The following is a 13,788-nucleotide window of genomic DNA, read 5'->3' on the forward strand; positions in this document are numbered from 1 at the left end:
ACCGTTTACTCTTGCACTGTTGAAGATGCCACCCATGGTGGTGGATCCAACGCCGCCATGTGCGGGCAAGGTTCGGTCAACGGTCAGTATAAAGGGAACGTGTCATGCGCACTCTCGTTCTGAATGCAGGATATGAGCCACTGGCGGTTGTCACCTTCCGCCGGGCGATCGTCCTTGTGCTGACCGGCAAAGCGAGTGTCATTGCGGAAGAGGATGAACCGGTGGTTGGACCCAACGAAATCTTGGCGCGCCCCTCCGTCATCCTGCTCAACAGGTACGTTCGAGTACCCCACCGTAGCGGCACAGAAGTGTCCCGACGCGGCGTGCTCCGGCGCGACAATCACCTCTGCGCCTATTGCGGTAAGCCAGCCTCAACACTTGACCATGTCTTTCCCCGTTCCCGCGGAGGAGGGGACAGCTGGGAGAATCTGGTTGCGTGCTGCCTCCCATGCAACAACCTCAAAGGAAATCGGACCCTCGTCGAAATCGGCTGGCAGCTGCGGTCCCTGCCACGGCCGCCTCGTGGCCGCATGTGGCAGATTCGAGAACTGGAACGCCCCGCACCACGGTGGGTCGAGTTCCTCGAACAGAATCCTGCGGCATAGCAGTGCCCAGTCTCGATGCGATCATTGTTGCGGGTGGTCGTTCCAGCCGGCTCGGCGGAAGCTCCAAGGCTTTGCTGGAATATAAGGGGGTTAGTCTGCTGACCCGGACCGTGACCGCGGTTCAGGATGCTGGGGCTAACCACACAGTCGTCGTCGGCCCGGATGACGTACTGCGCCCACGCTTACCGGGCATCGTCCTTATGACACGTGAAGTCCCACCCTTTTCTGGGCCGGCCGCGGCCATCGGGGCGGGATTGCGTTCACTACTTGAGGCGCGGGGGCACTTGCTTGACTCAGCGTTGGACAGTGACGACATCACCCTGTTGCTAGCGTGCGACATGCCACAAGCGCCGTCCATCGTCCATACCCTGCTGAACGCCGTCGAACTCCGGCCAGGCTTCCATGCCTGGGTGCCGCAAGACCCAAGCGGCAGGGCGCAGTATCTGGCGTGCGCTGTCAGAACGGCGGCCCTCACCGACGCTGTCGGGGCAGCTGGGGACCTGGCTGGCAAGCCAGTAAGAGTTCTCCTTGCTAGTCTGCAGAGGTACACCTTCACCTCCGATTCAACGGCCGACGTGGATACTCCAGCGGACGCCGCGATGTTCGGGATCACGGTGCAGAACGGGACACGTCACTGACGAGGAGCGGATAATGACTGGGCACATTGAGGTACTTGAACCCTGGGTGGAGGAGCTGTTGACCGCTCTTGAGATCGAGGGTACTCCCATAGACATCGAAGCCGTTCTTGATCTAGCTGGCGAAGCCGCGCACCAAATTGTTCGTCCTGCGGCACCGGTGACAACCTTCATCGTGGGCTATGCGGCCGGACTCGCGGCAGCTACGGACCAAGCTACGTCGGTTGTCGCGATGAAGGCTGCTTCGGGGGTGGCCAGTCGTCTCTGCGCCGAACGCGCGGAACGCGCCGGAAACAGCGCGGAATCACCCGCAGCGGAAGAGTAATGAAATGACCGCCAGTTCGTGGCCGTATGCCCGAATAGTCGCCTACAGTGCCTTACGACCACTTGAACCGAAGCAGTATCCACTTGCTGCCTGCGTCGGCGCCGCGGTGGCCGAGGATGTCCATGCTCTCGGGCCAATGCCGCATTACGCATCCTCTGCCATGGACGGGTGGGCTGTGACAGGGGACGGACCCTGGAGGCTGCAGGAGCCAGGCGCGCTGAGCCCCGGGGTGGCGAGCACGATCATCACGGGCGCGCCGATTCCGCAGGGTGCTACAGCAGTGCTCCGTAGTGAGTCGGGAACGGTGACGGACGGCATTCTCAGCCTCAATTCCAGAGCGAAGGCACATGCGCCCTGGGCGGGCCAACACATTCGCCCGGAAGGCACGGAAGCCTCAGCCGGTGAACTGCTGATTCCTCAGGGGACCATCCTGACACCGGCATGGGTGGCGGTAGCGGCAGGCGCCACCCGCGACGAGCTGTGCATCACTCGCATGCCCGTGGTGGACCTGGTCTCCACCGGCGACGAAGTCATCGCTGAAGGAACTCCTTCGGCTGGCCAGGTCCGCGACACGTTCAGTCTGCTATTGCCGGACGCAGTGCGCGGTCTCGGTGCGAGGACGCGCACAGTGCTGCATGTACCGGATGACTCACAGCAGCTCACGGCTGCTCTTCTCCGCCCAGGGGCCGACGTCGTCATCACCACCGGAGGAACTGGAACCTCGAGCGCGGATCACCTGCGGGAGGTTCTTGCCACACTGGGCGCGAACGTCATAGTGCATTCCATAGCCATGAGGCCGGGTCATCCCGCTCTATTGGCACTCCTGCCTGATGGCAGGGCTGTCGTGGGTCTGCCTGGAAATCCGCTCGCTGCCATGATGGCGCTGCTCACCCTCGCCGGACCGTTGATTGCGAGGCTGGCGGGAAGACCGCAGCCAGAGACGCGGAGCTCAGTGTCGGCGTTGGACGTGACGCCGCTGCCGGGGCGTCACCGACTGCTCCCGGCGAAGGAATCGGCGGACGGCGTGACAGCTGTGGAACGCATCGGTTCAGGGATGCTCCGCGGGCTCGCCACCGCAGATTGTGTGCTCGTGGTTCCACCAGAAGGGCTGGTCCGCGGTGCTACCGCACAGGTTATGCATCTGCCGTGGTAGCGGAAGGCTGGCGGGGGTTTCCGCGGCCGCCGTCGGTCCACCAGCTGAAGCCAGTGCGGAGCATCGCAACCGTGGACAGCAACCAGACGATGCCCGCTACCCAAATCCCTGCGTGTCCAATACCGATCATGAAGGCCAGATTTTTCTCAACGCCATAAAACATGCTGGCAACGGAGTACATGCCGAGGGGAAAGACGATGCTCCATAGTGCGGTCTCGTATTTTAGCGGAGCCCTCCGTACGCCGTGGCGCCAGATCCCAAAAATGATGAGCAATGGTATCCACCACAGACCCAGTGCCCAGAGAAGGTAACTCATACCGGAGACGAAAGCTCCGGTGGTGGCCATGATCGGTAGGTCATCCGGTAGAAGCAGAATTCTCGAGCCGGCGAGCACAGAGATTGCGGTTGCGCCCATGTAAATCCAGTAGGTGGGGCTAAGGTTCGTGGGTGAATTCTCGTTGACGAGCATTCTGAGCGTCACCAGGGTGGCCACGAGAAGATAGAGTGCGATTCCGACACCCCATAGACCCACTGCTGCGGGTCCGAGAAGTTCTGGGTGAAAGGACGGTGCTGTGATGGCGGCCGCCGTCGCTACGGACTGCGTGCCGACCACCCAAAGGAACCAACTGCCATTGACATCCGCCATGACGGAGCGCTCGCCGTGTCCGAAGAGGACGAGCGCCGGTAGAAGATAGGTGAGCACCAGCCATACCAGGGCGGCGAATACAAAGAGAGCGATCGCGAACGCGGTGAATTCTGTGCTGCTCAGGTAGGCGCCGAGGACATTCGCGGCGGCGACAATGGTGAAAAACCCAAATGTTTTTGTCGGGTTCTTAACGTCGCTGATGACGCTGGCGCGATAACGGACGAAGCGCCATATAGTGGCGACAGTGAGAAGGAACGCGCCGCCCATAGAACAATAGAAAAGTACCAGAGAGATGACGTCGCGTTCGATGATGCGGAATCCCAGGGCGGTAATAGCGCTTGCCATGACAAATGCGAATGAGGCCGGTGGAAGGTTGCGCATGGCAGCGTCCACCCTCGGCATACTTACAAGCTGGCTCATGTTAATTTTCATCTCCACACATCTACCTTGCCGGTGAACCTTCGTCCACATTCTACGAAGCTAACGGTTGAGTCACAGGCTGGACGTTCCGTTACTGACGCGTGTAATGCCCTTCAATCTGTATCATTATGATCCTTCCAGGAGACGTTCCGTATGCCGCACGCTTGCCCGCGTGGACAATATGAGCTGAATCACATCTAATAATGTGTGCACAACATTTCCGATCCACCGGTTCTGTTGTGCAGCGCCTCTATGAGGTTGTCGGAGCGTGTTCGGCAACCTGCGCTGGAAAGGCACGGGCCGATCCAGCGGGATTGTCCTCGAAAGGATCATTTGATGAAACGTACAGCCAAATCTATTTTCGGCGCCGGGTTGCTTACCGCAGCACTGGCACTGACCGCCTGCGGAGGATCCGACGACGCCGGGCAGAAGAGCGCCGAAGACAAGCCCGTTCAGATCGGCATCACGCAGATTGTCGAGCACGACGCTCTCAACGCTGCTCGCGAAGGCTTCAAGAAGGCACTGAAAGAAAACGGCTATGAGGACGCCGTCTTCGATGAGCAGAACGCCCAGGGCGACCAGGCGACGGCAACAACGATCGCGAGCAAGTTCGCCAGTGACAAGAAGGATCTCATCCTTGCCATTGCAACGCCTACGGCTCAGGCCGCAGCGCAGTCCATCCAAGACATCCCGATCCTCATCACGGCCGTGACCGAGCCCGAAGAAGCGGGTCTTGTAGACAGCTGGGAAGAGCCTGGCGCAAACCTGACCGGCACCAGCGACCTCAACCCGGTTGAAAAGCAGTTGGGCCTCATAACAGAACTGGCCCCGGACGCTAAGAGCATCGGCGTCGTCTACAGCTCCGGTGAAGTGAACTCCGAGGTTCAGGTTGAACTGGCCCGCCAAGCCGCCAAGAAGATGGGGCTGGAGCTGAAGGAAGCTACCGTCACCAACTCCAGTGAAGTGCAGCAGGCAGCCAACTCACTCGACGTCGACGTAATGTACGTCCCCACGGACAACGTTGTTGTTTCGGCTCTGAAGTCAGTTGTCCAGGTCGCCGAGTCCAAGAAGATGCCACTAATAGTGGCTGACACGGGCAGCGTGGAGGGTGGCGGCATCGCAACGTACGGCATCGACTACGAGAAGCTTGGTTACCAGACCGGCATGATGGCCATTAAGGTCCTCGAAGGTGAAGACCCGGCAACCATGCCCATTGAAACCCTTGAAGAGGTCCAGCTGATCCTCAACCCTGCCGCTGCCAAGCGCATGGGCGTCACTATCCCGGACGAGCTGCTTGAAAAGGCCGACCAGGTCATCAAGTAACGCGCCATCGCGCTTGTTTGTTCTGAACCGCGAAATGACAAAGGTAACGCTTAATGATTACAGCTGTTGAATTAGGGCTGATTTACGCGGTAATGGCTCTAGGGGTCTATCTGACCTTCCGCATCCTGAACTTCCCCGATCTGACGATTGACGGGAGTTTCACCACGGGGGCCTCCGTTGCGGCCATCATGATTGTCAACGGAGTGTCCCCGCTCCTGAGTACGGTGGCCGCCTTCGCGGCCGGCCTGATTGCAGGCATCATCACGGGCCTGCTCCATACCAAGGGGAAGATCGACGGTCTCCTGGCCGGAATCTTGACCATGATCGCGTTGTATTCAATCAACCTTCGGATAATGGACGGGAGCGCAAACATACCGCTCCTGCGTGAGGACACGCTGATCACGCCGCTGCGGGAGAATGACTGGCTGGGTTCTTGGCAGTCCATCCTCATTTTCGCCGTTGTTGCACTCCTCGTGAAGTTTTTCCTGGACTGGTTCCTACACACTGATCTCGGCCTTTCCATGCAGGCCACGGGCGATAACCAAGAGATGATCCGAAGCTTCGGCGTCAGTACGGACCGGATGAAAATTCTGGGTCTGGCGCTATCCAATGGATTCGTCGCATTGTGCGGTGCACTCATCGCGCAATATCAGGGATTCTCTGACATCAGTATGGGTATTGGTCTCATCCTCGTTGGTCTGGCATCGGTGATTCTGGGCCAGGCGATTTTCGGAGCGCGTCTGATCATGATCTCCACACTGGCGGTCATTCTGGGGTCCATCCTGTACCGCATCGTCATCTTCGGTGCATTGGAGGTCGGTCTCAACCCCTCGGATATGAAACTTATCTCCGCGCTGTTGGTTGTTGTTGCGCTGGTGATGCCCCAGTGGAAATTTATCAAACGGCTACAGGGGCTGACCACGCTGAAGAAACTGAGCACTAGTGCAAAGGCCAGGGGTAGCTATGTTGGAAGTTAGCGACGTTCGGAAGACGTTCTTTGCCGGTACCGTCAATGAACGGATCGCACTGGATAACGTCTCGCTGAAGCTCGACGCCGGAGACTTCGTCACGGTCATCGGCAGCAACGGCGCCGGTAAGTCGACCCTCCTGAACATCACGTCAGGAAAGCTGAAGCCGGATACAGGGACGGTGAAGATCAACAACAACGATGTCACCAAACTGGATGACTTCCAGCGGGCAAAGTTTATTGGCCGTGTCTTCCAGGACCCCATGGCAGGGTCCTCGCCAACCATGACGATCGAGGAGAACCTGTCGATCGCTCATGGACGGGGAAAAAGGCGGGGTCTGCGCAGGGGAGTGACCAAACGCAAGCGAGAGTTCTTCTGCACAGAATTGGAATCGCTGGAGTTGGGATTGGAAAGCAGGCTCAAGTCCAAGGTTGGTTTGCTCTCCGGCGGGCAACGGCAGGCGCTTTCGCTGCTTATGGCCACCTTCAGCCAGCCGGACATCCTTCTCTTGGATGAGCACACCGCCGCACTGGATCCGCAGCGTGCGGAACTGGTGTCCCGGCTGACCATGGACGTGGTGGAACGCCACAAGCTCACCACCCTCATGGTTACGCACAATATGGAGCAGGCCCTGCGGATGGGGAACCGCCTCATCATGATGCACGAAGGACGCATCATTCTGGACATCGATGAGGAACAGAAGCGGAAAACCACCGTGGAAGATCTCCTCAAGGAGTTCGAGAAAATCCAGGGGAGCAAGTTCGCCGACGATCGGGCGATGCTTCAGTAACGCTGGAAATTTCGTACAGTTGGTACGGGCCTGATCTTTCAGGTCCGCACCAATTGCATGCTCAATGCGAGCAGCCTGACGGCGAGGAGACCGCGTGGGCCGGATGACACAGCGAGTCAAGGTCACCACCTACTCGGCTAATGCCCCTGCACGAAGCGTGCAGGATGTCCTCGCAGCCGAAGAGCCGCTGGAAATCCGTGTGAACGGCCGCTCCTTGAGCATCACTATGCGCACTCCGGGCGACGACTTCGACCTCGTGGCTGGTTTTCTGGTATCTGAGGGCATCATCGGGCATCAGGAGCAGCTCGCGACGATGCGCTTCTGCGCCGGGGAGGACGAAAGCGGCCTCCAGACCTACAACGTCATCGACGCTGAGCTGGCTCCCGGCGTTGAACCTCCATCGAGGAACCTGCATCGGCAGGTCATTACCTCCAGTGCTTGCGGTATTTGCGGAACTGCGTCCATCGATGCTGTGACTCGGAGCTCCAGGTACACACTGAGCCTGGATGAGGTACGGCTCGACGTCGGCACGCTCCTTGGTCTGCCGGACATCCTCCTTGCCAACCAAAAACTTTTTGACCGCACCGGTGGAGTGCACGCGGCCGGGCTCTTCAGTAGCGGAGGGGACCTGCTGTGCCTACGGGAAGACGTGGGCCGCCACAATGCTGTCGACAAGGTCATAGGGTGGGCGCTGCGGGAGGACCTGTTGCCACTGTCGGGGACCGTCCTGCAGGTCTCCGGAAGGGCGTCCTTCGAACTCGTGCAAAAAGCGTTTCTTGCGGGAATCCCCGTCCTCTCGGCCGTCAGCGCGCCGTCGTCGCTCGCCGTAGCGCTGGCAGAAGCCTCTGGCCTCACTCTGGCAGGTTTCAGCAGGGGTGCGCGAGTCAACGTCTACACACATCAAGAGCGGATCACCTCGGGAGGACACTGACGATGTCGGTGCCGGCGAGTAGGCTGGAGTCCGATCAGATGGAGGCCCTTGCATGAGCATGGAAGGCGCGGCCTGGAGTTCCCTTCACCGGATCTCCACCGCCAAGGACAGCAAGAACAAATTCTCGAAGGAAACGTTCAAACGGATCTTCTCCTTCGCTGAACCGTACAAGAACAAACTCATCGCCTTTGTGCTGCTCTCGGTCGTTGGCGCCTTTCTGGCCATCGCCACGCCCGTTCTGGCCGGCGAAGTAGTCAACGCCATCGTTGCCAAGGATCCCGTCGACGTCGTCATCCGGCTCGCCATCATCATTGCGGTAGTGGCGCTGTTGGACGCCGCTGTCAGCATGTTCACCCGGTGGTACTCCTCGCGTGTCGGGGAGGGCGTGATCCTCGACCTCCGCACTGCGGTATTCAACCATGTTCAAAAGATGCCGATAGCTTTCTTCACCCGTACTCGCACCGGTGCCTTGGTAAGCCGGCTGAATAACGACGTCATCGGCGCCCAGCAGGCCTTTAGCGGCGCGCTGTCCGGGGTGGTGAGCAACGTTGTACTGCTGGCGCTGACGCTCATGGTCATGTTGAACACCTCGTGGCTTGTGACACTGCTTGCGGTGATCATGTTGCCGGTCTTTCTCCTGCCCGCGCGGCGGATGGGTCGCCGGCTGGCTGCCCTGCGGAGGGAAGCTGCGGATCACAACTCGGCCATGGGGACGCAGATGACTGAGCGTTTCTCTGCTCCGGGAGCAACACTCGTGAAACTTTTTGGCCGACCTGCTGAGGAGTCGCAGGAGTTCGAGGTCCGGGCCTCGCGGGTGCGTGACATTGGTATCAAGATGGCCATGATGCAGTTCATCTTCGTCGCAGCCCTGATGCTGGTCTCAGCCCTGGCTCTGGCGCTGGTCTATGGACTGGGCGGCTCCCTGGCAATTCAGGGGCAACTGGATGCCGGCGAAGTTGTTACCCTGGCCCTGCTGCTGACGCGTCTTTATGCGCCGCTGACCAACCTGGCCAATGCACGGGTGGAGATCATGAGTGCCCTCGTCAGCTTCGAGCGGGTATTCGAAGTCCTCGATCTGGTTCCTCTGATCCGGGAACGGGACAACGCCCGGGAGGTCCCGGAAGGTCCCGTCGCAGTAGAGTTCGACGACGTGCGATTCGGTTACCCATCGGCGGACAAGGTGTCTCTGGCGTCCCTCGAGGAAGTGTCCACCCTTGATACTCGGGGTGGCGAGGAAGTCCTGCACGGAATTTCCTTCCGGGTTGAGCCTGGGCAGACCGTTGCGCTGGTGGGTTCATCGGGTGCGGGAAAGTCAACCATCGCTCAACTGATGGCCCGACTGTACGACGTTGACGGCGGGACGGTGCGTCTGGCGGGAACCGATATCCGGGACGTCACCTTCCAGTCGCTGCGCGAAACGCTCGGCATGGTCACCCAGGACGGTCACCTCTTCCACGAGACCATCAAATCGAATCTGTTGCTGGCCAACCCGGAAGCCACGGATGAGCTGATTTGGGACGCGCTGCGGCGGGCACGGCTCGAAGCTTTGATCCAATCACTCCCGGATGGGCTGGATACCATGGTAGGGGAGCGAGGATACCGACTGTCCGGCGGAGAGCGTCAGCGCATGACCATTGCGCGGCTGCTGCTGGCAGAACCGCGCGTGGTTATCCTCGACGAGGCGACTGCGGCGCTTGATTCAACGTCGGAAGCTGCGGTGCAAGCGGCCCTGAGCGAAGCGCTGCACGGACGAACAGCTGTCGTCATAGCTCACAGGCTGTCCACCATTCGTTCGGCACATCAGATTCTGGTGGTTGAGGCTGGCGAGATCATTGAGCGGGGTAGCCATTCTCAGCTCTTGGCACTCGGTGGTCGTTACGCCGAATTACACCGCACACAGTTCGCGTCGCAGGACGATGATATTTCTGCGGCTAGCTCCGGGCTGAGGCCTGCGTAGATAAGGGTCCGTCAGGACTTCTCTCCATCCCCATTTCCTTGGCGAGCGGTAACCTCGCGGACGCTGGGAGCGCCCTGGCGATTCCACATGAAGAGTGTCAGGTGCCAAAGCTGCGGCTTCTTGCGTGATGGGTCAATCAAGCCGTGGGCACCTAACCGCTCCAGAGCTTCTCGAACTCGCCATGAGGCGGTGACTCACCTCTCGCGAGAGTCTCCTGCCAGTCTGCCGCCGCCTCCGCAGGGTCAATCCCCAGTGACCTCAGTGCATCATGTTCACGAAGATCAACGATCCAGCCGGCATCGACTTCGAATCTCAGCACCTTGAGGTCGGGAGTGCGATCGTCAGTGTGCGCAATCATTGCAGCGGCGACACCGTCCAGTGAGGCGCTGAGGTAAAGCGTTGGGACGTCCGGTGGAGAATATCGACCAGCGGACCGCGATCCAGCAAGCGCGAGGGCACGGTAGGCAGGATCCACTGCACGATAGAACGAACCTTTCACTGTGCGCATGAGCGGATCGTCCCCGCTTACAACTGGTTGGTCTTGCCGCATCCTTACGCACAGCGGGTATCGAGCCGGTATATCGAGACGTGGCTTCGGGACTCCGCAGTGAATGCGCTGCGGTCCAAGTCTGCCCATCGGGTTTCCAGTTCGAAGCCGGCAAGCCGTGCCATAAGATCGAGCTCACTGGGCCAGATATAGCGGTGCGGTGTACGACTGATCCGCGCCTCCCGCCCGTCTGCCAGGTCCGGACCGAACCTCACGTGATGGGAGATCACCTGCTGGCGAAGCGTGTCATAGGTGTCGACGAGGAGATACCCGGGGTTACTCACCTCGACACTTCCACCGTGGCCCCGTGGTAGCGACCGCAGCTGTGGTACCCATAACTCGATGACGAAGCGCCCACCCGTCTGCAGATGCCGCGCAGCGTTGCGGAAGCACTCGACTTGGTCATGCTGTGTCAGGAGGTTCGCGATGGTGTTGAACACCAGAAAGGCAAGCGTGAAGTTCTTGCCAACTACCTCTGTGGTCATGTCGCCCTGTGTGACGGGAATGCTGCCCTCGTCGACCTTTAGACGCAGCTGAGCGATCATTGCATGGGAGAGCTCGATGCCGCTCACTTCGATCCCCGTCTCCGAGAGAGGAATGGCAACACGGCCGGTGCCGATGGCGAACTCCACCGCTGGACCGCCCTCCGCGAGCTCAGCCAGGACTTCCACCGTGGGGCCTAGAACTCCATCCGAGAACATCGCCTCGCCAGGAGTGTCGTAGTTCTGCGCGGCTTCTACATCCCAGAGCTGCTGTTGATCAACCATCCAATCATCCTTTCGGGCGACCAGCGTCGAGCGCAACCAGGAAACCGACCCCGCAGCTCATCTAGGATCGAAAATCGGCGCCAGGGGTGCGATGTGGATGGGTAGAAGTGCCCACCGTGGTGCCCCCGACCGGAATCGAACCGATGACCTGCCCTTTAGGAGAGGGCCGCTCTATCCTACTGAGCTACGAGGGCGGAATATCCGCACCTATCCTACTATCTGGCTGGCTCAGCTGGGACAACAGTGTCCCTGCCGTGGTGGCTGCGACGCGACAGAATCAGTGCGAGCAAGGCAGCCAGTACGCTGAGGCCCAGCAAGATCCAGCGCGCTACGGTCAACGTGCTGGCCAGGGCGATGGCGCCGTCGTCTGGAGCGGTGGCGCCCAGAAGTGCATCGATGGCGAAGTTCTCCCAGATGTCGATGACGGCAAAGAGGATTGGCGGAAGCCACAGGAGCCGACGCAACCCACGTTTGATCGTATTGCTGCCGATGAGCAGCAACCATACGACCGCAAAGAACAGTGGGAAGAGCAACCCCGCGGTCTTGTGCAGATAGTTGAGCTGACCGCGTGCGTCTTCGTTCATGGCGTTGCGAAGTGACTCGATATAGGCGGGGTCATAGCCGCCGATCAGTGAGTCCGGCATGGCGAGGCCGCCACTGAGTTGCGTCATTTGGTTGAGCGTCAGCAGGTGGAAGTACCAGAACAGAAAGAGGACAGCTACGACGCCGGCTATCAACACGAGGTTCCCGTTGCGCTGGCCCTCCGAGGGGGAGTATGACGACGGAGCGGTGCCTGGGTAGAGCCGAGACTGGAGCCCGGGTGCCGGACGGCTGGGTCGCTCCGCACTGCCATGTTTGGCGGCGCGCTGTGCTGGTGTCTTTCCCATAGGTTTCCAGTATGGCTGATGCGAACGCGTTGGTTGCAATTGATCGTTATAGCAGGCACAACCACAAACGACCAATTTAGGTCTCGGTTTGATTAAGTTGTGCCGTGAATCACATGGCGGGCTTGCGATTGTGTAGCAAATGTCTGTTTCTTGTTAAGTATGTCCTTAGGATCACTCGCACCCCTGGCCAATCCGGCCGACCAAGTTGGTTGGCTATCCGCTCTTGAAGACGGCATCGACGCCGTCTTCAAACCGATCACGGAAGTATTCTCGACAATAGTCTTTTTCCCCATCACCATTGGGGAGATCTCGTTCCCGTTCGTGGTGGCCTGGCTCATCGCAGCTGCCGTCATCTTTACCATCTACTTCGGTTTCATCCAGTTCCGTGGCCTCGGGGTCGCCCTGGACGTTGTCCGCGGAAAGTTCTCAAAACCCTCCGACCCCGGAGAGGTACCCCATTTTCAGGCGCTGACTTCAGCGCTGTCCGGAACAGTCGGTCTCGGCAACATTGCCGGTGTCGGTGCATCCATGGCCCTCGGCGGCCCGGGGGCAACGTTCTGGATGATCCTCGCCGGTCTCCTCGGCATGTGTACCAAATTCGCGGAATGCACCCTCGGTGTGAAATACCGTGAGATCCACGCAGACGGAACTGTCACAGGTGGCCCGTTCAAGTACCTGCCCGTAGCGTTCAGCAAGTTCGGTAAGTGGCCCGCAAAAATTTTGACCGGGATCTTCGCTGCAGCCATTTTGTTCTTCGGCGTTGCCGGCGGCAATATGTTCCAGGCCAACCAGACGTTTGCACAGATTCAGAACGTCACGGGCGGCGAGGACGGCTTCCTCGGAAGCGTCGGCGCCGCGTTCATTTTCGGTATCGTTCTGGCCGCACTCGTTGCGGCAGTAATTCTCGGTGGGATGAAGTCCATCGGCGCTACCACCTCAAAGCTGGTGCCCTCCATGGCCATCGTTTACGTGCTCGCCTGTCTTGTGGTCATCCTGACCAACCTCAGCAACGTTCCGGATGCATTCGCCTCCATTATCAACGGCGCATTCAGCCCCGAAGGTATGGCCGGTGGTGTCATCGGCGTCATGATCGTTGGGTTCCAGCGGGCCGCGTTCTCCAATGAGGCCGGTCTTGGTTCGGCTCCGATTGCCCACTCCACCGTCAAGACGCGCCGCCCGGTGTCGGAGGGCTTCGTGGCGTTGTTCGAACCGCTGGTGGACACCGTGTTGATCTGTACCATGACGGCATTGACCATCATCATCGCAGGAGCTCCCAGCTTCGGCGAAGGAATGGCTCAGGTTCAGGCTGGCGGGGCGACTCCCGACGGCGTGACGCTCACTTCGGATGCGTTTGAAACGGTTATTCCGTGGTTCCCGATCGTCTTGGCCATCGCGGTTGCGCTCTTTGCCTTCTCCACACTGATCACCTGGTCCTATTACGGCCTCAAAGCCTGGGGCTACCTGTTCGGCGAGAGCAAGGTCTCCGAGATCATTTACAAGTGCGTCTTCCTGTTCTTCACCGTTGCAGGTTGTGTGCTGACCTTCGGTCAGGTTCTCACGTTCGCAGACGCCGCACTGTTTGTCTGTGCATTCGTGAACCTGCTCGGTGTGTACATGCTGCTGCCGGTCATCAAGAAGGAAATGAAGGAGTACCTGGCAGACCGCAAGAGCGGAAAGCTATACGACCTCGGCGAGGAAGAGTCAGAGCTCGCCGAAACCAACCGTTAGTTCCATCGCTTCATTACATCGCATCGGGAAGGAAGCCCGCCGGGACCATGGTCCAGGCGGGCTTCCGCTTTAAGCGATGGGGCCTTCGGGCGTGGATGTCAGTGCC

General features: G+C 59.6%; 14 protein-coding genes and 1 tRNA gene. 10 read left to right on the plus strand and 5 right to left on the minus strand.

From position 1 onward, the window contains the following. Positions 1-104 precede the first annotated feature (104 nt). The 4 genes from JOE65_RS04885 to JOE65_RS04900 are packed head-to-tail and all read left to right on the plus strand — an operon-like array spanning position 105 to position 2,718. On the plus strand, positions 105-605 hold the full coding sequence (locus JOE65_RS04885; RefSeq protein WP_205162172.1) for an HNH endonuclease: 501 nt from the start codon (positions 105-107) through the stop codon (positions 603-605). A gap of 2 nt (positions 606-607) precedes the next feature. Then, positions 608-1,243, plus strand: coding sequence for an NTP transferase domain-containing protein (gene mobA, locus JOE65_RS04890; protein ID WP_205162173.1), 636 nt, complete (start codon positions 608-610; stop codon positions 1,241-1,243). A gap of 13 nt (positions 1,244-1,256) precedes the next feature. Then, on the plus strand, positions 1,257-1,565 hold the full coding sequence (locus JOE65_RS04895; RefSeq protein ID WP_205162174.1) for a DUF6457 domain-containing protein: 309 nt from the start codon (positions 1,257-1,259) through the stop codon (positions 1,563-1,565). Positions 1,566-1,569: 4 nt separating this feature from the next. Continuing rightward, positions 1,570-2,718 carry a molybdopterin molybdotransferase MoeA gene (locus tag JOE65_RS04900; protein WP_205162175.1) on the plus strand — a complete coding sequence of 383 codons (1,149 nt, stop codon included), beginning with the start codon at positions 1,570-1,572 and terminating at the stop codon, positions 2,716-2,718. Here JOE65_RS04900 and JOE65_RS04905 read toward each other — a convergent pair. After that, on the minus strand, positions 2,699-3,784 hold the full coding sequence (locus JOE65_RS04905) for a tellurite resistance/C4-dicarboxylate transporter family protein (protein ID WP_205162176.1): 1,086 nt from the start codon (positions 3,782-3,784) through the stop codon (positions 2,699-2,701). The genes JOE65_RS04900 and JOE65_RS04905 overlap by 20 nt on opposite strands. 336 nt (positions 3,785-4,120) lie before the next feature. Between JOE65_RS04905 and JOE65_RS04910 the strand changes: the two genes are divergently transcribed. The 5 genes from JOE65_RS04910 (at position 4,121) to JOE65_RS04930 (ending at position 9,753) form a co-directional block, all read left to right on the plus strand. Beyond that, on the plus strand, positions 4,121-5,107 hold the full coding sequence (locus tag JOE65_RS04910; RefSeq protein WP_205162177.1) for an ABC transporter substrate-binding protein: 987 nt from the start codon (positions 4,121-4,123) through the stop codon (positions 5,105-5,107). A gap of 53 nt (positions 5,108-5,160) precedes the next feature. After that, positions 5,161-6,084, plus strand: coding sequence for an ABC transporter permease (locus JOE65_RS04915; protein ID WP_205162178.1), 924 nt, complete (start codon positions 5,161-5,163; stop codon positions 6,082-6,084). Next, complete coding sequence (locus JOE65_RS04920; protein ID WP_205162179.1) at positions 6,071-6,865, plus strand: ABC transporter ATP-binding protein; 795 nt, start codon at positions 6,071-6,073, stop codon at positions 6,863-6,865. The genes JOE65_RS04915 and JOE65_RS04920 overlap by 14 nt, the downstream gene beginning before the upstream one ends. A 94-nt stretch (positions 6,866-6,959) precedes the next feature. Then, entirely contained in the window at positions 6,960-7,796 is an 837-nt protein-coding gene (gene fdhD / locus JOE65_RS04925) for a formate dehydrogenase accessory sulfurtransferase FdhD (protein ID WP_420827486.1), read from the plus strand. Positions 7,797-7,848: 52 nt separating this feature from the next. After that, positions 7,849-9,753 (plus strand): ABC transporter ATP-binding protein, encoded by a 1,905-nt coding sequence (locus tag JOE65_RS04930; RefSeq protein WP_205162180.1) that lies wholly within the window; start codon positions 7,849-7,851, stop codon positions 9,751-9,753. Positions 9,754-9,904: 151 nt separating this feature from the next. Here the strand turns inward: JOE65_RS04930 and JOE65_RS04935 are convergent, their stop codons facing one another. The 4 genes from JOE65_RS04935 to JOE65_RS04950 form a co-directional block, all read right to left on the minus strand. Continuing rightward, positions 9,905-10,261 (minus strand): RES domain-containing protein, encoded by a 357-nt coding sequence (locus JOE65_RS04935; RefSeq protein WP_239536619.1) that lies wholly within the window; start codon positions 10,259-10,261, stop codon positions 9,905-9,907. A 44-nt stretch (positions 10,262-10,305) separates the two neighbouring features. Beyond that, a complete protein-coding gene (locus tag JOE65_RS04940; RefSeq protein ID WP_205162181.1) occupies positions 10,306-11,067 on the minus strand; it encodes a methyltransferase domain-containing protein in 762 nt (253 codons plus the stop codon). Positions 11,068-11,184: 117 nt separating this feature from the next. After that, positions 11,185-11,261 (minus strand) — tRNA-Arg (locus JOE65_RS04945). Positions 11,262-11,282: 21 nt separating this feature from the next. Beyond that, on the minus strand, positions 11,283-11,954 hold the full coding sequence (locus JOE65_RS04950; RefSeq protein WP_205162182.1) for a hypothetical protein: 672 nt from the start codon (positions 11,952-11,954) through the stop codon (positions 11,283-11,285). A gap of 159 nt (positions 11,955-12,113) precedes the next feature. Between JOE65_RS04950 and JOE65_RS04955 the strand changes: the two genes are divergently transcribed. Continuing rightward, the gene (locus tag JOE65_RS04955; RefSeq protein WP_205162183.1) at positions 12,114-13,682 is read left to right on the plus strand and encodes an alanine/glycine:cation symporter family protein; all 1,569 of its coding nucleotides are present in this window, start codon (positions 12,114-12,116) and stop codon (positions 13,680-13,682) included. Positions 13,683-13,788 lie beyond the last annotated feature (106 nt).

Origin of the sequence: Arthrobacter roseus (assembly GCF_016907875.1) — a bacterium.
In the GTDB taxonomy this organism is placed as follows: Bacteria; Actinomycetota; Actinomycetes; order Actinomycetales; family Micrococcaceae; genus Arthrobacter_J; species Arthrobacter_J roseus.